Raw genomic sequence first — 22,453 nt, 5'->3', positions numbered from 1 at the left:
CAGCGGCAACGTGCTTCCTGTGGGAGCGGGCTTGTCCGCGAAGAGGCCGGATCGGCTGTCGAGGTCAGTCCTGGTAATCCAGCCCCTCCCGATCCAATTGGCGGATCAACGCATCCCAATGCCGCTGAATCCCTTCGCCCAGCCCATCGGAAAACCGCTTGGACTGCTCATGCACCTTGGCAATCGCCGCCGGTGCCGCATGCAGCAGCTGATCATGGCCCCCAGCCTGCGCCGCCACCTGGATGTTGCAGGCACGCTCCAGCCCATGCAGCTCGCGGAACGCATGCTCGACACTGACCCCACCGGTGAGCAGGCCGTGGTTGCGCAGGATCAGGATGTTGCTGTCACCCAGGTTGGCAACCAGACGCTGTTGCTCGTCCAGGTCGAGGGCGACGCCTTCGTAGTCGTGGTAGACCACTCGGCTGTAGTAGGCCAAGGCGTGCTGGGAAATGGGCAGCAGCCCATCGCGCTGGGCCGAGACGGCGGCACCATCGCGTGTATGGGTATGCAGCACCGCCTTGAGGTCGGGCCGCGCGCGGTGGATGGCGCTGTGGATGACGTAGCCGGCCTGGTTGATGCCAAGGCCCAGTGGGTCGTCGATGAGGGTGCCGTCGACATCCACCTTGACCAGGTTGGACGCGGTGATTTCATCGAACAGCAAGCCAAAGGCGTTGATCAGGAAGTGTTCGTCAGGCCCTGGCACCCGCGCTGAAAAGTGCGTGTAGATGTGGTCGGTCCAGCGGAACAACGCCGCCAGGCGATAGGCTGCGGCCAGTTTCACCCGTACCTCCCATTCCTCGGCGCTGACCCGCTGGCGAACGGTGTTTGCGTGGGGGGATACGACAGACAATGAGCTCATGATGTTCTCCAGAAAATAGGGTCAGTAGCCGCGCTGGATATCGACCAGGTTGCGCAGCGGCGCCTGCTCGCGGTAACGGGCAAAGTTGTCGAGGAAGGCTTCGAGCAGCGCGGGGTAGCCGTCCTCGGAAATCGCCGAGGTGTGCGGCGACAGAAATACGCGCGGGTGGTGGTACAACGGGTGGCCTGCCGGCAGGGGTTCCGGGTCGGTGACATCGAGGCTGGCGCGGCCGATCAAGCCACTGTCCAGGGCTTCGAGCAGGGCTTGCTGGTCGAGCAGAGCGCCGCGGGCGATGTTGATCAGGTGCAGGCCGGGCTTGGCCTGGGCCAGCACCTGGCGGTTGATCAGCCCTCGCGTGGCCGAGGTGAGCTGTGCGGCGATGACCAGATGATCGCTGCCTGCGAACAGCTGTTGCAGGCACCCGACGCGCTCGACACCGGGCACCTCGGCAATCGGCTGGCCCGGGCGGTTCAGCGCCAGTACCTGCATCCCCAGTGCGCTGGCCTTGCGCGCCAGGCTCTGGCCAATGCTGCCGAAGCCGAAGACACCCAAGGTGCGGCCGCGCAACGGCGCCAAGGGGGTCAGGCGCCAGTCGGCATCGTTCACCCACAACCCCGGCAGTTGCTTGGCGGCGGCAAAGACCAGGGCCAGGGCGAATTCTGCGACCTGCTCGGCATTGGCGCCCTTGCCACTGGTGACCGGTGGCCCCTGGAATACCCAGTCAGGGTAGAAATCGATGCCTGAAGACACCACCTGTACCCAACGCAGCGACCAGGGCCAGCCTGGCGGCGGGGTGTCCACGCGGTTACCGCGGATGTTGATCGGGCGCACGATGAACACATCGGCGGGTACATCCAGCTGCAACTGGCCCGGCGCGATGTCGATGACTTCGTGGTCGGGCAGATGCTCGCGCAGGTATTGGTTGGCCTGGGGGTCAAGCTGGCTGGCAATGATCGAGTGGCTCATGCTGCCACCTGCGCCAGCGCTGTGCGCCCGACCTGGCCCAGCACGGCATCGTCCTGTGGCGTGTGGATGCGGCTGCACAGCACATCACGGTAGTGGCGCTCCAGCGGGTTGCGGCGCGACAAGCCCGGATTGCCAGCGGCCTCGATGGCCAGCTCCACGGCCTGGATGGCGTTGCGGCTGACCAAGTGCTTGATCTGCCCAGCGTGACGCGGGTCGATGTGCCCGGCCACCGCCGAATCCAGCAGGCTGCGGTTGGCGAACAGCAGGGTATCGATGCGCCCGACCACCTCTTGGAAGCGCGGCAGGCTGGCCAACGGCGCACCCAGATTGGACGGCGCTCGGCTATTGAGGAACGCGACCAGCCAGTCTCGGGCCGCCTGGGCGACGCCGTCGTACAGCGCTGGCAGCAACACCGACATCCACAACAGGCCGGTGCCGTCGAGTTCGGGGCGCTGCGCGCTGGCAGGGCTGACGCTGACGGCATGGCCCAGGGGGATCAGCACGTCATCGAACCGCACCTCGTGGCTGCAGGTAGCACGCATGCCCAGGTGGTCCCAGTCTTCGGCGATGCTGATGCCGGGTGTGCTCGGGCTCGACGCGAAAGGCGTTGATCAGCGCACCGTTGGCCACCGCGTCACGGGCCACCTGCAGGCGCAGGTGCTCGGGCCAGCGGGCTTCGTCCTGCAGGCGAAAGTGCTGCAGGTACTGCATGACCAGGATCAGGGCGGTGGACGGGTCGCCCTTGCCGACGGCGGCAACCACTTGGCGTGCGGTGGCCAGGTCGGCGCCGCCGCCACCGAGGGCGCGGGGTACGGTCAGGCTCAGCAGGCCGTGGCGGTGGAGCAGGCTGAAGTTGTCGGCGGGGAACTGACCGCTGCGGTCATAACGCTCGGCGTTGGCAGCAAGTGCCTGGGTCAGCTCGGCGAGCGCAGTGGCGGATGGAGGGTGACTCATGAAGTATTCATCCCTGGAACACGGTGGGTTTCTAAGACCGTATTCGTCTGGATGAACGCTGTAAAAGTCTTTTTAGCTCTATGATGATTATCAGTTAATGGAATTTAATCTATTTAATAATATGCAAATAATTTATTGATTGGGTTCACGCGGACAGCCGGTTACCGGCAATCTCGCCAAACAGCTCCACCGGTTCCTGCAGGTTCCCCAAATAACGCGGATGGAACAGCCACAAGTCCACTTGTGGCTTGAAGTCCGTCACATTGACCACATCCAGTGCATCCCGATGGCGACTACTCTGCAGCAGCGGTTCGGGTACCAGCCCTAGCCCTTGGCCACTGGCGACCAGGCCCAGTTGCAGGTCGGTGCCAAAGGTCTCCAGGTTGATCGACAGGCTCAGCCCTTGCTCGCTCAAGGCGCGCTGCAGCCCCGCGCGAAAACCGCAACCATCGGGGTTGAGCACCCAGCCCCGGGTGTAACAATCCTTGAGCTTGTAACTGCGCTTGCTGGCGCTGCCCTTGGCGGCAACCACGCGCAGCGGCATGCGGGCAATCGAGCGGCTGGCGATGCCTTCGGGGAAGATCTTGCCCGGCGGGAACAGCGCGGCGGCAGCGTCGAGCTCGCCGTTTTCCATGCGTGCGATCAGGCTGCTGCCCCAGCCGCTGGTGACCTGCGTGCGCAGCACCGGGTAGGTGTCGCGAATGTGTGCCAGGGCATCGAGCAGCACCACATCCCCCAGGGTTTGCGGCACGCCCAGGCGTAGCGTGCCTGACGGGGCGCCATCATTGGCGACCAGTTCACGCAGCGAATCGATTTCGCGCAGGATCGCCTTGCATTGCTCATACACCCGCAGGCCCATGGGCGTTGGCTTGAGCGGTTTGGTGTTGCGGTCGAGCAGGGTGGCGCCGAGGTCTTCCTCGAAGTTCTGCACCCGGCGGGTGATCGCCGGCTGGGTCAGTTGCAGGGCCTCGGCGGCAAGGTTGGTCGACTGGCAACGGATGACCGCCACGAAGGCGTCCATGTCATCGATTTTCATATTCGGCGCTCACATATTGGGGCTGTGGGACATACCTCAGAAGAATAATCCTCATTGTGCGGATTGTCACAGCGCCCGACGCATCACTGCTTTGCCGTCAGGCGCTTTCGCGGGCCAGCAATTCGCAGGCAAGCAGGTTCAACCGTTGCACTTCGCCCTCATGCGCGACGGCGCCCAGGTGCTGCAGCACGCGCAAGGCTGCCACCTCGCCAATCTCCCGCGACGGTGGCCTGAGGGTGGTCAGGCTGGGCAGCAGCATGTCGGCGAACGGGTAGTCGCCAAAGCCGACGATCGCCATGTCCTCCGGCAGCCGCAACCCCGCGCGCTGGCCGGCCAGCACGGCACCTGCGGCGAGGTTGTCATTGGCGAAGATGATCGCCTCGGGGCGTGGTGTGCGGCGGATCAGCGCCTCCATCGCCTGCTTGCCCGCCTCGAACGGCGCGCACTCGGCCGAGGGCACGAACACCCAGGGTTCAAGCCCGGCGTCGTGCAACGCTTCAATGTACCCGTCGCGCCGCTCCAGCGCGCTCAGGTCGCCGGCAGCGCTGTTTTGCACGAAGGCGATGCGTCGGTGCCCCTTGTCCAGCAAGTAGCGGCACGCCTGCACGCCCACCTGGTGATGGAGGAAACCGACCTGCAATGGCGCCCGTTCGGGGCGGTAATCCCAGATCTCCACCACGGGCACGTCAGCCTCGGCCAGCATCTTTTCAGTTGCTGGGCTGTGGAAATGGCTGGTGACCACCAGTGCGGCAGGCGACCAGCCAAGAAAGGCACGCACCGCGCTCTCTTCCTGTTCTTCGCTGAAGTAGCTGGACGCCAACAACAACTGATAGCCGTGACGGCTGAGGGTGTCGCTGAAGGCCTGGATGGTCTGGGCAAAGATGGGCCCCGAGATGTTCGGGATCACCATGCCGACAATCCGCCCCCGCGCCGAGGCCAGGCCGCCGGCCACCAGGTTGGGGACATAGCCCAGCGCCTGCACGGCGGCCTCGATGCGCTCGCGCAGAGGCGGCGAGACCTGTTCGGGCTGGTTGAAGTAGCGCGACACGCTGATCGCCGAAACGGCTGCGGCGCGCGCCACGTCGGCCAGGGTGACACGGCCTGCGCCACGACGCTTGCGGGGGGGATCCTTGGCCTGGCTCACACAGGTTGCCTCCTGGGGAAATGGCGCGATGTTAGCGCTAACGAGGTGTCTGCTGGCAAATAGCTTTATTGCATATCAATCTGACTTTTAAGTATTTGACGTGCTAAGCAGAGGGCTCTGATACTTGTTCATGTTAGCGCTAACAAGCGCTGCTGTTGGCAAGCGCCTGCCACTCGCACGAGCGAGACCAGACAACCACAGCACCCCGTGTCGGCCCGTGAATGTGGGCCTGGTCTGGTCCCATAAGGCAGTGAGCAGCATGCAGACAACTCCGTTTCCAAGCACACAACGCCGGCCGCTGGCAGCGGCTATTCTGTTGGCCGCAGTCGGCCAGGCCGCTCAGGCTACCGAACCTGTCGAGGCCGCGCCGCAGGCCACGGCGCTGAGCGCGGTGACCGTCACCGCCACGCGCCGTGAAGCCAGCTTGCAGGAAGTGCCGGTGGCGGTGTCGGTGATCGATGGCGAGCAGCTTGAGCGTGACAACCGCAACAACGTGGCCAGCATCGTTCAGCAGGTGCCGACACTCAATTACCGTGCAGGGGCTTCGAACAAGGACACGTCGCTGTTCATTCGTGGCGTCGGCACCATTTCCACATCACCCGGCGTCGAGCCCACCGTGGCCACCGTGGTCGATGGCGTGGTGTTCGGCCGGCCCGGCCAATCAACCCTCGACCTGCTCGACCTGGAGCGCATCGAAGTGCTGCGCGGCCCGCAGGGTACGCTGTTCGGCAAGAACGCTTCGGCCGGTGTGCTGAACGTCGTCAGCAAAGCCATCCCCGAGCAGACCCGCGGCTATGTGGATTACTCGCACTTTGGCGGGGGCGATGAGAACCGCCTGCGCTTCGGCATCGGCGGGCGCCTCAGCGAACGGTTCAAGGGCTCGCTGAGCACCTTGTGGGGTGACTACGACGGCAATGTCGAGAACGTTGCCAACGGCCATGACGTCAATGGCTACGAGCGCAAGGGCGCCCGTGGCAAGCTGGAGTTCGAACCCAACGAAGCCTTGCGCCTGACCCTGATCGCCGACTACATGAAAGGCGAAGACACGCTCCCCAGCGGTGTAATCACCCGCGCCAGTGCCGCGTTTGCCAGCCAACTGCGCCCCGTCACGCCAAGCGCCCACAACCGCGACATCAACAGCGACTTCAAGACCCACGTCGAAGACGAGAACCAGGGCCTCTCGGCCCAGCTCGACTGGCAGTTGGGTGACTACACCCTGACGTCGATCAGCGCTTGGCGCGGCTGGGACAACACCCAGTACCAGGACGGCGACCGCCGCGCCTTGCTCCCTGTGACCGCATCCCATGACAAGGGTACAGTGGACTACGACCAGTACAGCCAGGAGTTTCGCCTGACCTCGCCCAAAGGGCAGTTCAACGAGTACGTGCTCGGCGCCTTCTACATGCACGGCACCTCCAACGAAACCTACCAGCGCCTGTCGGTCAACGGCGGCGTGGCCAACAATGGCCGGGCGGACTACTCGACGACCAACGACAGCGTCGCACTGTTCGGTGAAAACACTTTCAACTTCACCGACGATTTGCGCGCCATCTTCGGCCTGCGCTGGACCCACGACGACCTGGAATACGACCACCGCCGCATCTCCAGCTCGGCTACCGCAGTCACCGGCATCCAGCCTTCGACCGCAAGCTCGGGTTCGGTGGACGAGGATGGCTGGAGTGGGCGTACCGGCCTGCAATACGACTTCAACGACCACCTCACCGGCTACGTCACCTACTCGCGTGGCTACAAAGGCCCGGCCTACAACGTGTTCTTCAACATGCAGCCGCGCGACACCGACGCCCTCAAGCCTGAAACCTCCGACGCCTACGAGATCGGCCTGAAGAGCACGGCGCTGGACAACCGCCTGACGGCCAACCTGGCGGTGTTCCACACCGACTACGACAACTACCAGGCCAACTTCTTCGACACGGTGGCCAACCAGGTGGTGACCCGCCTGGTCAACGCCGGCAAGGTCAAGACCCAAGGGGTGGAACTGGATGCCAGTTTCCAGGCCACGTCGCAGCTGAAGTTCAGCACCGCCGTGGCGTATACCAAGGCCCGCGTCGATCACTTCAACTGCCCGGCGGGGGCAGCCGCCAACTGCAACATCGACGGCGGTCGCCTGCCGTTTACCCCGGACTGGAAGACCTACGTGCGCGCCGACTACGTGATCCCGCTGGCAAACGGCTTGGATGTCGAGCTTTCCAGCGACTACAGCTGGCAGGACTCGGTGCAGTTCAGCCTGGACCAGAACCCGGACACCGTGCAGGGCGCCTACGGCATCTGGAACGCCAGCATTGCCCTGGCCGATTACAACGACGGCTGGCGCGTGGCGCTGCTGGGCAAGAACCTGGGTGACAAGTCGTATGCGCAGATGCTGGCCAGTGGCGGCGATTACATCTACCGCTCCGTGCCGCGCGATGACGGGCGCTACTTCGGCGTGCAGTTGCGCAAGGATTTTTGAGTCACTGCTGCATTTGCGAGGAGACGATTCCCTGGTGGGAGCGGGCTTGCCCGCGAATAAGGCGCCGCGGTGAATGGCACCGGCTTCGCCGGTGTTCGCGGGCAAGCCCGCTCCCACACAGGGGATGCAGGATCAAAAAATTGGAGCAAGACAGTTGCCAAATCCCATCAAGGAGTTCGACATGAGCCGCCAACTAAGCCTGGGCGCCTTCCTCATGGCCACCGGGCACCATGTGGCCGCCTGGCGCCACCCGGATGTACCGGCCGACCCCATGGATTTCAGCAGCTACCGCCGTGCCGCGCAGATCGCCGAAGCGGCCTGCTTCGACGCGTTGTTCGTCGCGGATAGCGTTGCCGCACCCACCGACGCCCTGGCCAGCCACAGCGCACGCTCGACCTACTTCGAGCCACTGACCTTGCTGTCGGCGCTGAGCGCGGTCACCGAGCGCATCGGCCTGATCGCCACCGCCACCACCAGCTACAACGAGCCTTACCACGTAGCACGCAAGTTCGCCTCGCTGGATCATCTGTCCGGTGGCCGTGCTGGCTGGAACCTGGTTACGTCCGATGCGGCCGCCGAAGCCGGCAACTTTGGTCGGCAGGTGCACATCCCGCATGCCGAGCGCTATGCGCGCGCCCGGGAATTCCAGCAGGTCGTGCAAGGCCTGTGGGACAGCTGGGCAGACGACGCCTTCGTGCGTGACAAGGCCGCTGGGTTGTTCCACAGGCCTGATGGGGTGCGTGCACTGGACCATGCCGGCGAGCACTTTCGCGTCAAAGGCCCGCTGAACGTCGCTCGCTCGCCCCAGGGGCGGCCGGTGCTGGTTCAGGCGGGCTCTTCGGAAACCGGCCGCGAGCTGGCCGCGCAAAGTGCCGAGGTGGTGTTCACCGCGCAACCGAGCCTGGCACGCGCCCAAGCGTTCTACGCCGACCTCAAGGGCCGGTTGGCCGGTTACGGGCGGGGCGAGGACGCGCTGAAAATCATGCCTGGCGTGTTTGTAGTGGTCGGGCACAGCCAAGCTGAAGCCGAGGAAAAATACCAGCAGTTTCAAGCACTGGTCGACCCGCGCGTCGGTGTCGGTTTGCTCGGGCGCATGCTCGGCAATTTCGACCTTTCCGCTTACCCGCTCGACGGCCCGCTGCCCGAACTGCCGCCTACCGAAGATGGCCAGCGCAGCCGTCAGCAACTGCTTACCGAACTGGCCGGCAACGAACAACTGACACTGGCGCAGCTGGGCCAGCGCATTGCCGGTGGGCGAGGGCACTACAGCCTGGTCGGCACCCCGGCGCAGATCGCCGATGAACTGCAGGCCTGGTTCGAGGGCCGCGCCGCCGATGGCTTCAATGTGCTGGTGCCGCACCTGCCCTTGGGGCTGGAGGACTTTGCCAGCCAGGTCGTGCCCGAGCTGCAGCGCCGTGGGCTGTTCCGCCGCCAGTACCAGGGTCGCACCCTGCGTGAGCACTTGGGGCTGCAGCGCCCTGTTAATCCCTTCTTTACCGAACGAGGTCAACCATGAGCTACGCCGCCCACCCCGAGCGCTATGCGCGCATGCCTTATCGCCGTGTCGGCCGCAGTGGCCTGGTGTTGCCGGCCCTGTCCCTGGGCCTGTGGCACAACTTTGGTGACGCGACGCCTATCGATACCCAGCGCGCCTTGCTGCGCACGGCATTCGATGCCGGCATCAACCACTTCGACCTGGCCAACAACTACGGCCCGCCTTATGGCAGCGCCGAGACCAACTTCGGCCGACTGCTGCGTGAAGACCTGCGCAGCTACCGCGACGAGCTGATCATCTCAAGCAAGGCCGGTTGGGACATGTGGCCTGGCCCTTACGGGCAGGGCGGCAGCTCGCGCAAGTACCTGATCAGCAGCCTCGATCAGAGCCTGCAGCGCCTGGGGCTGGATTACGTCGATATCTTCTATTCGCACCGTTTCGATGCCGACACCCCGTTGGAAGAAACTGCCATTGCCCTGGCCGACATCGTGCGCCAAGGCAAGGCACTGTATGTCGGCATCTCCTCCTACTCAGCTGGCAAGACCGCTGAAATCGCCGCACTGCTGGCCGAACTCAAGGTGCCCCTGCTGATTCACCAGCCTTCGTACAACCTGTTCAACCGCTGGATCGAGCGCGACCTGCTGGCCACTACCGATACCCTCGGCGCCGGGGTGATCGTGTTCACCGCTTTGGCTCAAGGCCTGCTCAGTGACAAGTACCTGAACGGCATTCCCGCCGATGCCCGGGTCAACCGTGCCGGCGGTGGCTCGCTGCTGCCCCAGCACTTGTCGCCAGACAATATCGCCCGCGCCCGCGCGCTCAATGAAATTGCCCGTGGGCGGGGCCAAAGCCTGGCTCAGTTGGCCCTGGCCTGGACCCTGCGCGACCCGCGCGTGAGTTCGGCGCTGATTGGCGCAAGTCGCCCCGAGCAGATCATCGAAAACGTGGCCGCGCTCGACCACCTGACGTTCACCCCCGAGGAGTTGGCGGCGATCGACCGGTACGCGGTTGAGGGCGGGATCAACCTCTGGGAAAAACCCTCGACCGACTGGAAGGAGTGACCGATGCGTGTGCTACGCCTTGCCGTCCTGTTACTGCTGAGCTTGACCGGTACTGCCCAGGCGGCGGACCCTGCGACCTTGCGCATTGGCTATCAGAAGGGTTCGATCAGCCTGGTCCTGGCCAAGCAGCATCGCTATCTGGAGCAGCGCTTTGCCAATACCCAGGTCGAGTGGATCGAGTTTCCGGCCGGCCCACAGATGCTCGAAGCCCTGAACATCGGTAGCCTGGACATTGGTTCCACCGGCGACATCCCGCCAATCTTTGCCCAGGCGGCCGGTGCCGACCTGCTGTACATCGGCGCTGAACCACCCAAGCCGCAGGCCGAGGTGATCCTGGTGCACAAAGACAGCCCGGTCGCCAGCGTCGGTGATCTCAAGGGCAAGCGGGTTGCCCTGCAAAAAGGCTCCAGTGCTCATAATTTGCTGCTGCGTGCCCTGGCTCAAGCCGGGTTGAGCATTCGCGATGTACAGCCGGTGTACCTGGCGCCCGCCGATGCACGCGCGGCGTTCGAGCGCGGCAGCGTGGATGCCTGGGCAATCTGGGACCCGTTCTATTCGGCGATCGACCTTGAGGGCAAGGCGCGGCTGTTGGCCGATGGTCAGGGGCTGGGGCTGATTGGGCCGTTCATGCTGGGGGCGCGGGGGTATGTCGAGGCCAATGGTGCATTTGTCGGTCAACTGCTCGATGAAATCAGCCGGGCCGAGGCGCTCACGCGTAGCGATGAAGCCGGGAGCATCCAGTTGCTGGCGCAGTTCATGGGCTTGCCGGAGGAGGTAGTACGGCGCAGCTTCAGCCACCGGCCGGCCTCGCCGGTGATACCGGTGAGCGATGAAATCGTGGCGGCGCAGCAGCGCACGGCGGAGCTGTTTTTCCAGAACAAGGTGTTGCCCAAGCGGGTGGATATTGCTGGGACGGTGTGGCGGAATAAATGATCTAGCCAGTGCCGGCCTCTTCGCGGGGCAAGCCCGCTCCCACACGGCCCTCACAGCCTTTGAGTGCTGTGCTGTACCTGCGGGAATGGGCTTGCCCCACGAAGAAGCCGGTGCGGACTGCCGGTCAACCCTGGGCAAACGCCAACAGCTTCTGGCCATCCAGCCGATGCCGAACCCACTCCCACACGGCCCTCACAGCCATTGAGTACTGTGCTGTACCTGTGGGAGCGGGCTTGCCCCGCGAAGAAGCCGGTGCGGACTGCCGGTCAACCCTGGGCAAACGCCAACAGCTTTTCGCCATCCAGCCGATGCCGAACCCACTCCCACACGGCCCTCACAGCCATTGAGTGCTGTGCTGTACCTGTGGGAGCGGGCTTGCCCCGCGAAGAAGCCGGTGCGGACTGCCGGTCAACCCTGGGCAAACGCCAACAGCTTTTCGCCATCCAGCCGATACCGAACCCACTCATCCTGCGCTTCGGCCCCCAGCGACTGGTAGAACCCAATGGCGGGTTCGTTCCAGTCCAGCACGCTCCACTCCAGGCGGCCGCAGCCGTTCTCTACAGCCTCGCGGGCGATGTGCCGCAGCAGTTTGCGCCCGGCACCATCTCCGCGCTGCTCCGGTGTCACGTACAGGTCTTCGAGGTAGATCCCATTGCGCCCGAGCCAGGTTGAATAGCTGTAGAAGTACACGGCAAAGCCGATCGCCTGGCCATCGCGTTCGCAGACCAGGCTGTGCACGGTGCTGCCTTCGTCGAACAGGCTGTGCTCTATGTCGGCGACAGACGCAATGACCTCGTGGCGGGCACGTTCGTAATCGGCAAGCTCGGTAATGAAGGCGAGAATCTGTGCAGCATCGGTACGCACGGCGGGGCGGATGGTGACGCTCATGGGGCAGGCTTCCTTGTACTGAACGATATCGGTACAGTATTTGTATCTATTTAATTTAGCAAAACTGTACCGGTCGCAAGGCAGGGCGACTCCGTTAGTGTGACAGCACCAATAATGATTGTGGAATGCCTGCCATGCTTGCCTCTGCCGACCTGCTTACAGCCTTTGTGCTGTTTGCCTTCGTATCCTCCATCACCCCAGGGCCGAACAACACCATGCTGCTTGCCTCGGGCGTGAACTTCGGCGTGCGCCGTTCGATCCCCCATGCACTGGGCATCAGTATTGGTTTCATGGTCATGGTACTGGCCGTCGGTTTGGGGCTGGGTGAGGTGTTCAAGGCCTGGCCGGTGCTGTACACCGTCCTGCGCTACACCGGCGCCGCCTACCTGCTGTACCTGGCATGGAAGATCGCAACCTCTGGGCCGATCGGCACGGATTCGGCCAAGTCGCGCAAGCCGCTAGGTTTCTGGGGCGCCGCAGCGTTCCAGTGGGTCAACCCCAAGGCTTGGGTGATGGCGGTGGGGGCAATCACCACCTACACGCCGGCCCAGGGCTATGTGACGAACGTGATCGTTATTGCCGCGTTGTTCGCCCTGGTCAATCTGCCCAGCGTCGGGGTGTGGGTGATGTTCGGCAGCGCATTGCGCAACCTTTTGCAGAACCCGCGCTGGTTGATGCTGTTCAATGTCCTGATGGCCGTGTTGCTGGTGATTTCACTGTACCCGCTGCTGTTTGTAGAATCGGCATTTTCCTAGACCGATGAGTACAGCAAGCCAATGCAGTTGATCCCCTGGTCCCACCACTGCTCCGAAGGCTTCACCCTGCGTGGCTGGCGCACACCGGCCAGTGGCAAGCCTTTGCTGCATTTTCTGCATGGCAACGGTTTCTGCTGCCTGGCCTACCAACCATTGCTGATGCGCCTGGGCGAGCATTTCGACCTGTGGTTGTGCGACGTGCAAGGCCACGGCGACAGCGACCATGGTGGCGTGTTTCGCGGCTGGAACCGCACGGCTGAACTGGCGGTGGAGGCATTCGAGAGTGGGCGTGGCGAGTACGGCGAGGTGCCACGTTTAGCCCTCGGGCACAGTTTTGGCGGGGTGCTCACGGGGCTGATCCTGGCCCGCGCACCGGGGCTGTTCGAGCGGGCCGTGCTGCTCGACCCGGTGCTGTTCAGCCGCGGCATGATCGGCGTGATGGGCGCAGCTGCGCTGGTTGGCCTGCATCAGCGCCATGCGCTGGCGCGCAAGGCTGCCAGCCGCCGCAGCCATTGGCCTGATCGCGATGCGGCGCTGGCCTCGCTGCAGGGGCGCGGCATCTTCAAAGGCTGGAGCGATGCGGCGCTACACGCCTATGTCGAGCATGCCATCGGTGATTGCGGCGAGGCCGTGGTGCTTAAGTGTCGGCCCAGCCGGGAGGTGGAAATCTTCAGTTCGTTTCCCAAGCGCATGTGGGCGAGCCTGGCCGCAATCCAGACGCCGACGCTGGTGCTGTATGGCGAGCAGACCTATCCCTTCGTGCCGCATTCGGTTCAGCGCCTGGTGGCGCTGAACCCAAACGTGACCGCTCACCAGGTTGCCGGCGGGCACTGTTTCATGCAGGAGGACCCGGCGATGGCTGCAGCGTGCGTGCTTGGCTTTCTTGAGTGACGCGATTGTTCCATGAGTAGGACGATGAATGCCGTTTAAGCTGGCTATCGGCTGATTGGCATCATTGGTAAGGTGATCCCAGCCAAGAGAGGAGACTTCTCATGAAAAAGATCCTGGGTATTCACCACCGCCCTCATGCCCACTGGGTAGGCGATGGCTTCCCGGTGCGCAGCCTGTTCACCTACGACAACCTGGCCAGCCAGATCAGCCCGTTCCTGTTGCTCGACTATGCTGGCCCGCACGCCTTTACCCCAACCAATGCCCGGCGCGGGGTCGGGCAGCATCCGCACCGTGGTTTCGAGACCGTGACCATTGTCTACCAGGGCGAGCTGGAGCACCGTGATTCCACAGGAGCGGGTGGCCTGATCGGCCCGGGCGACGTGCAATGGATGACGGCGGCCAATGGCATTATCCATGAAGAGTTCCATTCCCCGGCGTTCGCCCGCAGTGGCGGTATGCTGGAAATGGTGCAGTTGTGGGTCAACCTGCCCGCGTGCGATAAGAATGCCGCGGCGGGGTACCAGACGCTGCTGGCCACGGACATCCCAGTGGTGGCGCTGGACGGCGAAGGTGGCAGCTTGCGGGTGATCGCGGGTGAGTACCTAGGGCATCAGGGCCCGGCGCGCACCTTTACCGCGATGGATGTCTGGGACCTGCGCCTGAACGCCCAATCGACCCTGCAGCTGCCCGTGGCCGCCGGGCGCAATGCCGCCCTGGTGGTTTTGCGCGGCAGTGTACGAATCAACGGCGAACGCGAAGCCGGGCCGTCCAGCCTGGTGTTGTTCGAGCGGGGTGCCGAGGACATCGCCATCGAGGCGCTGGAAGGCGCCAGTGTGCTGTTGCTCAGCGGTGAGCCGATCGATGAACCGATCGTCGGCTATGGGCCCTTCGTGATGAACAGCGAGGCAGAGATTGCCGAAGCGTTCGATGATTTCCACGCTGGACGATTTGGCCAGATGCAGGCCGAGACCGCTCGTCGTTAACTGCCCGCAGCTGATCGAACAACACTGGCCCGCCTGCGTTCTTCCACTAAGGTGCTAGAGGATTCTCCGCTCGATCATTGCTCCGGCACATGGACGGCCGCCCGAGCATGCGCAATATCAATTGGCACCTTGCCTGGCATAGGCGTACTTACACCACAGGCCATCCAAGTACAGAGAGGGTCGTACAATGTCGTTGATAGGCGTTTCAATGCTAGAGATGCGGCAAATGATCGAACAGGCCTGCCTGCCTGATCGCTGCGAAGTCAGTTGCGCGGATGGCGCTCACCTGACCATCCGCCTCGGCCAGGGGCAGCGCCTTGGTGAGGGGGTTACCCTGACCGGTGTTGCCCTGCAGGACCTCAACAGTTGCCGCGACGTGGTAAACCTGGTTGCGCAATTGCACGCTCTGCGTGACAAGCCTGCGATGCCACGCAAGGCGATGGGTTAGGCACTCTGTTTGTGCACCGGTCAGCCCAGGCTGGCCGGGCGCACGTATTCCGGCATCAGGCCGTTGAACCAGAACAGAATCATCGACACCAGAATGGTCACCAGCACCAACAACCCAACCCCCCACACACAGGCGGCGAACAGCATGGCCTGCTCCTTGCGCAACCGCAGGAACGTCTGCAGCCCGCCGAACAGCAGTACAGTGGCATAGGCCGAAGCGGCCACCAGCGCAACCAGCGCCAGCCAGCGAATCGGCAGCAGCCCTACCACCCCTGCGAAAAACCACGGCGTGGCACAGTAAGCGGCGAAGCCGATGCACTGCTGCAGGCTTGGCTGCGCATCGAAGCCGCGTGACATCCAGCGGATCATGCCCCCCATAATCATCACCCCGACCAACGTGGTTGCGTAGAGCAGGCCCGCCAGCTGCGCTGCACTGGCGATGCTCAGGCGCACGCGCTCATCGCCGGCCAAGCTCCAGCCGAACGTGGTGGTGCCGACAAACAGGCAAATGGCCGGGATCAGCGCCAAGGCCAGCAGCCGTGGCAGGTATTGCTGGGGGTGGTCTTCTTCGGCCCGGCGAATATCGATCCAGGCATCGGACGGGTGGGTGAAGAGCTTGAGCAGCGGACTGTTCATGACGATCTCCAGATAGCGTGGGCTCTTTTCTATGGAGATGCGCAGTTACCGGCAGGTTCAGCGTGTTTGGCCGCCGTTGATCGACTTATTGCAGCTCCAGCAACAGGTTCAGCCCGCCATCGCCACATTTGCCCTGGTCACGCACAACACCACGGTAACTGCGGCCATCCCAGACGAACGCCACGCTGTGGGCGCGGTCGACCTTGTCGGGCAGGGGCGGGCAGATGTGCAAGCGCAGGGCAGGGCGGCCCTGCAGGTTGAGGGCGGCGAGTTGGCATTGGCATTCGACGCTCTGGGCCACCGGGCCGAACAACGTATCGCGTACGTAATCAAGCTGCACAGAGGCATTGGGCGCGCGACCGGGCATTTTCATGGGCATGCACCTCCAGGGCAGGGCTGAAAGGTCAGACGGCTCTTGGTAAAAGCTCAAACAGCTCCTGTTTAGAAACCCGGCAGGCCAGGATGTTCAAGTTTTACCCGATTACCCCGCCTTGCGCAGGGTCAGGTTGATCCGCCGTTCCCCCATGCGTGGATGCACGCCAGGTTTGATGGGCAGCACGCCATGAAAGCGCAAGCGGTCTTCACCGCCCCAGATCAGCACATCGCCATGGTTCAACGGTACCCGCTGGGTTTTGTCCGAGCGCTGTAGCCCACCCAGCAGAAACACCGCAGGCAAACCCAGTGAAATCGACACGATCGGCTGGCCGAAGTCCTGTTCGTTGCGGTCCTGGTGCAAGCTCAGGCGGGTGCCGGGCAGGTAATGGTTGACCAGGCAGGCGTCGGGGACGAAATCGTGGAAACCGGCAATGGCTGCGGCGCGATTCGCCAAGCTGAGCAGGACCGGCGGTAGCGCAGGCCAGGGCTTGTTGGTGTGTGGGTCGGTCAGGGTGTAGCGGTAGCCGTGTTCGTCACTGACCCAACCCAGCGCCCCGCAGTTGGTCAGCGCAACGGCCATGTGCAGGCCGCCGGGCGTTTGCATATGCCGGAACGGCGCGGCGCGCAGCACCGGGCGCAGGGCGTCGAGCAGGGCCTCGAGCTCGGCCAGGGCGAAGCCGGGCAGCAGCACGGTGTGGCTGGCCAGGCGTTGCGGCTGGGGGCCGAATAGGTCGAGGTCGGACTGGATCATGGTAGTTGCAGAGGCGGGATGGATTTCCATTGTACTCCTGCTGCTCCTGCACAAGGCGGCAAAGCAGTACGGGGCAACAGAAAAAGGAACCGCAGCACCCGGGAGAGTGGGCACCGCGGTCCAAGGGGGGAACGGGTTATTTTTGGGTCACGGTGGCCATGTTCGCGCTGCCCAGCTGGCTGATGGTGGCGGTTTGCGCGATACCGCTCTGGTCGACGAACGCCTTGTTGCCCTGTCCGCCCTGGGTCACGTAGGCGACGTTGATGCTGTCGGCCTGCTTGATGGTGACCTCGTTGCCGCTACCGTAGAGCTGGTTGGTGTAGCTCTGGTTGCTATACCCGGACTGGTCCAGGGTGATGGAGTTGCCGGTGCCCTGCGTGCTGCCGAAGGCATAGTTATCAGTGCCGCGCTGGTCGGCGATCAGGATGTTGTCGGTGCCGTTCTGCTCGAAGAACAGTTCGTTGTTGCTGTCGGCCTGCTTGGTCTGCATCGAGTTGTTATTGCCAGTCTGGTTCAGCGTGGCCAGGTGGTTGTCGCCGTTCTGCGTCAGGTTGACGCCGTTGCCATTACCGTACTGGTTGACCACAGCGGTCTGGTTGGCACCGAACTGGCCGCCCATCTTGTCGCCTTTCCAGTTGCTGGCGGTGATCTTGTTGCCGTTGCCTTGGGTGGTGACGGTCAAGTTCAGGTTTTCACCGTTCTGGTAGGTGTAGTGCAGGTTGTTGTTGCCGGTCTGCGAAATGGTGGTGGTCGAGTTGTTGCTCTCAAACTGATCCGACCAGCTGGCGTTGGCCTTGCCTTTTTGCGTCAGGCTGGCGTTGTTGGCCTCGCCAAAGCTCTGGTCGATGTAGCCTTCGTTGAGCTGGCCGGTCTGGGTGACGGTGGCCTTGCTGGCGACTTGCGTGTCCTGCCAGACCTCCACCGAGTTGCCAGTGCCGGTCTGGCTAAGGCCGATGCTGCCGCCCTGGCCGTCGCGCTGGTCGCCGTACGCCCAGTTTTCCTTGCCGTCCTGGTAGATCTGGATGTTGCCATCGTTGTGGGTGAGGTGCTCGGCGGCGGCATAGTTGTCGGCACCGGCCTGGATGATCAGGCTCTGGTTGTTGCTGCCACCGAAGGTTTGTTCGGCGAAGGCTTCGTTGCGCTGGCCAGATTGCAAGGTGGTGACCTGGCTGCCCTGTTGACTGTCCTGCCACACGGTCGAGTGGTTCTCGCTGCCTTGCTGGGTCTGCAGGACCTGGTTGTTTTCGCCCAGCGACTGGCTGGCGAAGGCGTCGTTGTAGCTACCACCGGCCTGCTGGGTGATCTGGCTGCCGTTTTCGTACAATTGCTCGGCGTAACCTGCGTTGTACGAGCCGGTGGCACTCTGCTGGATATCACTGGTGCTGTTGGCTTGCACTGCCAGGTGATTGTGGCCCTTGCCGGTCTGCGACTGGGTGGCCGAAGCGAATGGCGCGAGGGTCTGGGTCACTTCGGCAATGTTTTCCTTGCCGTCCTGTGTCTGGTTCGAGGTGCTGTCGGCAGCCATGACCTGACCTGCAAGGGCCAGGACGATAGCGGCACTGAGGGGAGCGAGCTTGAACATGGTGGTGCCTCCAGGTCTATCGGTATTGGGTGATCTGAACATGCTGGCCATTGCCGGCTTGGGTCACGGAGCTGTTGAGGCCCGTGCCGGACTGCACGATGCTGGCGCTGTTGTTGTTGCCGATCTGGTCGATGGCAGCGCTGTTGCTGCTGCCGCTCTGGCGGATCGACGCGCTGTTGCCATTTCCCTGCTGGCTGATGCTGGCCATCAGGTCACTTCCTTCCTGCAGGATGTACGCCTCCTGGGCGCCGCCGGCCTGGACGATACGGCCCAACAGGGCCTGGCCGTTCTGGTCGAGGGCGGCGCGGTTGCCCGTGCCTTGCTGCTCGATCACCGCTGCCTGGCCGGCGCCGACCGGTAACAGGCGGATGATCACGGGGTCGCCGAGGTCGTTGCCGAGCGCAAGGTCGGCGTTGTCCATCAGGTCCTCGGCCCCGCTGGCCTGGCCCACGAGGGCCAGGCAGAGCAGCAATGGATACAGGCATTTCATGGCGTTCTCCCGCCGCTTACTGCACGACTACGTTGACGGTGCGTGTGGTCCCTGGGCTTGTGGTGATGGTCGCCGTCGGCGCGGCGGTCGGGATCAGTGTGGTGCTGTTGCTGACGGCCAGGCGCCAGCGGCCGTTTACCGGTACCGTGGCGGTGCCCAGTGTCTGCACGCCGGTGGTGGTGGTGACCCGCACGGTAACGACGTTGCCGGTGGTCACCGACGAGGTACCGCTGATGTCCCAGTTGTATCGGTTGTTGGAGCGCGCCGTGACCGTGGCCGCAGTGACCGCGAAGGTCTCGGCGGCTGGGCGTGGCGACACGTTGACAGTGACCGTGCCCGAGTTGGACAGCGCCCCCAGTGAGTCACGCACTTGGTAGGTGAAGGTGGTGGTAAAGGCTGCAGTGACCGTGGCCGGTGGGGTGTAGGTTACCGTTGTGCCGTTGGTGCTGACGGTGCCTCGGCCGCCAGTGGGTTGCGTGACGGCGGCAACGGTCAGCGGCAGGTTGCCTTCCGGGTCGGTGTCGTTGGTGAGCACGTTGATGGTCAGCGGCACGCCCAGGGTAGCGACAGTTTCTGGGTTGGCCGTCGGCGCCTGGTTGGGCGCGACGTTGATGGTGACCGTGGCCGGCTCCGACTTGAGGCCTTTGGCGTCCACCGCTCGATAGTTGAAGGTGGCCACCAGCGGTTGCGTGGCACCGGCTGGCGGGGTGTAGGTCACCGAGGTGGTACCGTTGAGCACAACGCCGCCAAGGCCGGTACCCGGTTGAGTCAGGTCGCTGATGCTCAGCGGTACGTTGCCGTCTGGATCGCTGTCATTCAGCAGCAGGTTGAGGGTCAGCGGAATACCAACACTGGTGCTGCCGACATCGGCCTGGGCCAGCGGCGGTTGGTTGGCGGCCTCGACCGGCGCATTGCCGACCACGATCACCGGTTCCACATCGCTGCCGCCATGGGCCGACTTGACCGTGACAGTAGCCGGCGGCTGTGCCAGGTCATTCACGGTCAGGCTTTGCAGCGTGCCCGATTTGGACAGGCGGCCATAGCCCTGGGCGAGCATGTCGGGGATTGCCACTTCGTCGCTGGAGCGGGCCTCGATGAACAGGCGCTTGTTGGCCCAGTCGTAGCGCGCGGTGCTGACCTTCACCACGTCGGTCAGCTTGCTCGACAGTGCGGTCGGCTGGGTACCCGCAGTGCTGTTGCTGGCAGTGACCACGACGACTGCAGGCGGCACGGTCTGGCTGAACTGCTGGCTGAAGAACAGCCCGTTGTTGTCCGCGACCAGGTTGAACTGGCAAGGCGAAGGCGGCGTGCCGATCAGCGCCAGGCCGTTACGCATGCACAGGCTGGCGTCGTGCGGCGCCTTGGCGTACACCTCCACACGGGTGCCGGTGCCGTTGCGCGAGTAAGTGGCGCGTTCCAGCGTCACTGGCGTTTGCGCACGCTGGTCGAGCACCTTGCCGGACACGGTGAACAGCGACGTCTCGATGCGCCCGGGCGGGCCGTCGATGCGGATGAAGTTGGTGTTGAACGGGCTGCCGACCACGGTTTCGGTTCTGTTCGGGTCGCCAATGAAGGTTTCGGTAGCACCGGTGTCTGGGTTGACTTCCAGATACGGCCCGCCAGCGCCTCGCAACCAAGGGCCAAGCGCACCGTTGAGCGCACCTCTGAAGTTGCCGGGTGCACCGATCCCGATGTCACGGGTGATATTGATCGCACGCCGGCCAGGCGTGGTGACGTTGACTGTCTCGACGCCGTAAGGGTGGGTGATGGTGTACACACCGGCCCGTGGTACCGAGACGCGGATGCGGATACGGGCGAAGCTCTGCTGGTCGCCATCGACCGGGTTTTCGGCCGCAAAGGCAGCCTCCAGGCCTGCGACATAGGCATCCAGTTCATAGCCGCTGTTGCCCACTGCCGGGATGGTGGCTTCGGCCAGGAACCAGAACATTTCCGGTGGCCAGTTGTTGGGGAACACCAGGGGCAAGGCATCGTCATAGATGCCCGGTTCCGGCAGCAAAGTGCACATGTAGGACGGTGCACCCGGTGCACCCGCGACCCGCGAACTGGTGGCGCGTGACTGGCACAGCTCCAGGGACAGATCGTTGCCGTCCTTGTACCACATCGGGTAACCGCCGGTGGCGAAGGTGTAGGGCCCGGGGTCGACATCGGACAGCGCAGCAAAGGCGGCGCTGGTGACGGTGAGGGAGAAACCGGCGGCGAACAGCGCACGGCGTGGCCAAGTGTTCATGCTGCCTCCTTGAGGGCTGAGCCTTTGTCTGTTCATGGCACCAGCACCACGTCTTCGCTGTCGCTACCGCCATTGGCGCTGGTGACTTGCACCTTGGCCGGCGGAATGGGCGAAAGTGTTGTGCTCAACGTCTTCACCGCACCATTGCCACTGAGGTTGCCGATCAAGGTGCCGTTGCCGGTGTGGGCGGTCAGCACGGGCGGGCTGGTTTCATCACTGGTGCTGGCGACCAGCGTCAGTTGGCCCGTGGACAGGCGGTATTCGGCCTGGGTGATGGTCACCAGGTCGGTCAGTGGCAGGTTGGCGGTGGTCGGGCTGCTGGTCGGGATGGCTACGCTGTTGTTAGCGGTCAGTACCAGCGTGGTGGGCACATTCGGGTTGAGTACCGATTGGGCATACCAGGCACCGGTGCCATTGGCTTCGGTCAGGTTCAGGTTGGGCGTCTGGCTGGTCAGGGTGACGGTTGCCGGTGGCGGCGGCGCCATGATGAACACATCTTGCTGGGCGTGCAGGTCGCCATTCTCGGTACGCCGTGAGTAGGTCGTGCGCTGCGGCATCAACGGGGTGGGCAGGGCAACGGTGGAGAGCTTGCCGGAAATCGAGAACAGCTCGGTACGCAGGTCGATGCCACCTGGGCCTTCGATGCGCACGAAGTTGGTGTTGAATGGGCTGCCGGTGACGCGCTCATCGAGGTTGGGGTCGCCGATGAAGCGCTCGCTGCCTTCGGTGTAAGGGCCATTGACGCTGCGCAGGAACGGCCCGACATCACCCTTGAGCGCGCCCGAGAAGTCGCCAGCGCCGGCGATGCCGATGTCGCGGGTCATGTTGATCGCCCGCCGTCCGCCGGCCGGTACGTCAAAGACTTCGACGCCGTAGGGGTGGGTCACCACATAGGTGCCTGCAGTGGGCACATCGACCCGGATACGGACCCGGGCGAAGCTGACCTGGTCGCCCTCGACCGGCTCTTCGGCGGCGAACGCTGCCTCGATTGCCGTGCCGTAGCTCAGGTCGATGTCGCGCGCAGCGTCGACGATGGCAGCGTCGGCAGTGAACCAGAAGGCTTCGTCGGGGAAGTTGGTGGGGAAGGCGATGGGTTGGGTGTCATCGAACACGCCGGGGGTCGGGAGCAGTGTGCACATGTACGCCGGTGCGCCGGGGGCGCCGGCGACCCTGGAACTCACCGCTTTGGTCAGGCACAGGTCGAGGGTACGACCGTGACTGTCCTGGTACCAACCTGCAAAGTTGCCGTTGGCAAGGTTGTAGGGACCGGGGTCGACAGCGTTCAACGCAGCCTGCGCCGGGAGCTGGAGCATACCGGCGAAAATCGCCACTGCCAGCGGGTGGGGTATCGGTCGGTGCATGAGTCAATTCCTCCTGCAAACGGGCCCATGGACTTGGGGCGTCTGGGAGGAGATCGGCAATAGGCGTGCCAAACCGTGAAAACTGAGTCGCAGGCCTTGCGCTACGGGAGATGCAGCCGTTTCGTGAGTTT

General features: G+C 63.8%; 20 protein-coding genes and 1 pseudogene. 8 read left to right on the top strand and 13 right to left on the bottom strand.

The genetic code is table 11. The features are described from left to right. Positions 1–64: 64 nt before the first annotated feature. The 5 genes and pseudogenes from ACSSU5_RS24390 to ACSSU5_RS24370 all read right to left on the bottom strand — a co-directional run bounded on the left by ACSSU5_RS24390 (position 65) and on the right by ACSSU5_RS24370 (position 4,959). Positions 65–859 carry a class II aldolase/adducin family protein gene (locus tag ACSSU5_RS24390; protein WP_492560070.1) on the bottom strand — a complete coding sequence of 265 codons (795 nt, stop codon included), beginning with the start codon at positions 857–859 and terminating at the stop codon, positions 65–67. A 21-nt stretch (positions 860–880) separates the two neighbouring features. Then, complete coding sequence (locus tag ACSSU5_RS24385; RefSeq protein ID WP_492560069.1) at positions 881–1,825, bottom strand: D-isomer specific 2-hydroxyacid dehydrogenase family protein; 945 nt, start codon at positions 1,823–1,825, stop codon at positions 881–883. Beyond that, a pseudogene (locus tag ACSSU5_RS24380) lies at positions 1,822–2,779 on the bottom strand (acyl-CoA dehydrogenase family protein). Before ACSSU5_RS24380 ends, ACSSU5_RS24385 begins: the two are co-directional and overlap by 4 nt. A gap of 145 nt (positions 2,780–2,924) precedes the next feature. Beyond that, positions 2,925–3,815 carry a LysR family transcriptional regulator gene (locus ACSSU5_RS24375; protein WP_492560068.1) on the bottom strand — a complete coding sequence of 297 codons (891 nt, stop codon included), beginning with the start codon at positions 3,813–3,815 and terminating at the stop codon, positions 2,925–2,927. A 97-nt stretch (positions 3,816–3,912) separates the two neighbouring features. Continuing rightward, on the bottom strand, positions 3,913–4,959 hold the full coding sequence (locus ACSSU5_RS24370; protein ID WP_264313253.1) for a LacI family DNA-binding transcriptional regulator: 1,047 nt from the start codon (positions 4,957–4,959) through the stop codon (positions 3,913–3,915). 259 nt (positions 4,960–5,218) lie between these two features. Between ACSSU5_RS24370 and ACSSU5_RS24365 the strand changes: the two genes are divergently transcribed. The 4 genes from ACSSU5_RS24365 (at position 5,219) to ACSSU5_RS24350 (ending at position 10,915) form a co-directional block, all read left to right on the top strand. Then, positions 5,219–7,426: a TonB-dependent receptor gene (locus ACSSU5_RS24365; protein ID WP_492560067.1), complete on the top strand. Its 2,208-nt coding sequence runs from the start codon at positions 5,219–5,221 to the stop codon at positions 7,424–7,426. 181 nt (positions 7,427–7,607) lie between these two features. Beyond that, a complete protein-coding gene (locus tag ACSSU5_RS24360; protein ID WP_492560066.1) occupies positions 7,608–8,942 on the top strand; it encodes an LLM class flavin-dependent oxidoreductase in 1,335 nt (444 codons plus the stop codon). Beyond that, positions 8,939–9,982, top strand: a complete 1,044-nt coding sequence (gene mgrA / locus ACSSU5_RS24355) for an L-glyceraldehyde 3-phosphate reductase (protein ID WP_492560065.1) — start codon at positions 8,939–8,941, stop codon at positions 9,980–9,982. The genes ACSSU5_RS24360 and mgrA overlap by 4 nt, the downstream gene beginning before the upstream one ends. 3 nt (positions 9,983–9,985) lie before the next feature. Continuing rightward, a complete protein-coding gene (locus tag ACSSU5_RS24350) occupies positions 9,986–10,915 on the top strand; it encodes an aliphatic sulfonate ABC transporter substrate-binding protein (protein ID WP_492560064.1) in 930 nt (309 codons plus the stop codon). Positions 10,916–11,323: 408 nt separating this feature from the next. Here ACSSU5_RS24350 and ACSSU5_RS24345 read toward each other — a convergent pair whose 3' ends face one another. Further along, positions 11,324–11,803 (bottom strand): GNAT family N-acetyltransferase, encoded by a 480-nt coding sequence (locus ACSSU5_RS24345; protein WP_264313258.1) that lies wholly within the window; start codon positions 11,801–11,803, stop codon positions 11,324–11,326. A gap of 125 nt (positions 11,804–11,928) precedes the next feature. Between ACSSU5_RS24345 and ACSSU5_RS24340 the strand changes: the two genes are divergently transcribed. The 4 genes from ACSSU5_RS24340 to ACSSU5_RS24325 all read left to right on the top strand — a co-directional run bounded on the left by ACSSU5_RS24340 (position 11,929) and on the right by ACSSU5_RS24325 (position 14,880). After that, positions 11,929–12,558: a LysE family translocator gene (locus ACSSU5_RS24340; protein ID WP_264313259.1), complete on the top strand. Its 630-nt coding sequence runs from the start codon at positions 11,929–11,931 to the stop codon at positions 12,556–12,558. 21 nt (positions 12,559–12,579) lie between these two features. After that, positions 12,580–13,449, top strand: a complete 870-nt coding sequence (locus ACSSU5_RS24335; protein ID WP_492560063.1) for an alpha/beta fold hydrolase — start codon at positions 12,580–12,582, stop codon at positions 13,447–13,449. Between the two features lie 101 nt (positions 13,450–13,550). Further along, positions 13,551–14,432, top strand: a complete 882-nt coding sequence (locus tag ACSSU5_RS24330; protein ID WP_492560062.1) for a pirin family protein — start codon at positions 13,551–13,553, stop codon at positions 14,430–14,432. Between the two features lie 187 nt (positions 14,433–14,619). Then, complete coding sequence (locus ACSSU5_RS24325; protein ID WP_492560061.1) at positions 14,620–14,880, top strand: DUF1652 domain-containing protein; 261 nt, start codon at positions 14,620–14,622, stop codon at positions 14,878–14,880. Between the two features lie 20 nt (positions 14,881–14,900). On the opposite strand, the gene ACSSU5_RS24320 is transcribed toward ACSSU5_RS24325, so the two are convergent. From ACSSU5_RS24320 to ACSSU5_RS24290, 7 genes are all read right to left on the bottom strand, one after another. Next, positions 14,901–15,515, bottom strand: coding sequence for a Yip1 family protein (locus ACSSU5_RS24320; RefSeq protein ID WP_492560060.1), 615 nt, complete (start codon positions 15,513–15,515; stop codon positions 14,901–14,903). 85 nt (positions 15,516–15,600) lie between these two features. Then, positions 15,601–15,888 carry a hypothetical protein gene (locus ACSSU5_RS24315; protein ID WP_264313264.1) on the bottom strand — a complete coding sequence of 96 codons (288 nt, stop codon included), beginning with the start codon at positions 15,886–15,888 and terminating at the stop codon, positions 15,601–15,603. Between the two features lie 108 nt (positions 15,889–15,996). Continuing rightward, positions 15,997–16,641: a DNA oxidative demethylase AlkB gene (alkB, locus tag ACSSU5_RS24310; RefSeq protein ID WP_492561361.1), complete on the bottom strand. Its 645-nt coding sequence runs from the start codon at positions 16,639–16,641 to the stop codon at positions 15,997–15,999. A 136-nt stretch (positions 16,642–16,777) separates the two neighbouring features. Then, positions 16,778–18,223 carry a curlin gene (locus ACSSU5_RS24305; protein ID WP_264313265.1) on the bottom strand — a complete coding sequence of 482 codons (1,446 nt, stop codon included), beginning with the start codon at positions 18,221–18,223 and terminating at the stop codon, positions 16,778–16,780. A gap of 16 nt (positions 18,224–18,239) precedes the next feature. Further along, positions 18,240–18,713 (bottom strand): curlin, encoded by a 474-nt coding sequence (locus ACSSU5_RS24300; RefSeq protein ID WP_492560059.1) that lies wholly within the window; start codon positions 18,711–18,713, stop codon positions 18,240–18,242. Between the two features lie 16 nt (positions 18,714–18,729). Then, positions 18,730–20,961: a cadherin-like domain-containing protein gene (locus tag ACSSU5_RS24295; RefSeq protein WP_492560058.1), complete on the bottom strand. Its 2,232-nt coding sequence runs from the start codon at positions 20,959–20,961 to the stop codon at positions 18,730–18,732. A gap of 32 nt (positions 20,962–20,993) precedes the next feature. After that, positions 20,994–22,322 carry a hypothetical protein gene (locus ACSSU5_RS24290; RefSeq protein ID WP_492560057.1) on the bottom strand — a complete coding sequence of 443 codons (1,329 nt, stop codon included), beginning with the start codon at positions 22,320–22,322 and terminating at the stop codon, positions 20,994–20,996. Positions 22,323–22,453 lie beyond the last annotated feature (131 nt).

Source organism: Pseudomonas sp. E1MeOHC2, assembly GCF_058745025.1.
Note: the sequence above shows the minus strand (reverse complement) of the source record. Positions and strands in the feature narration are given on the sequence as shown.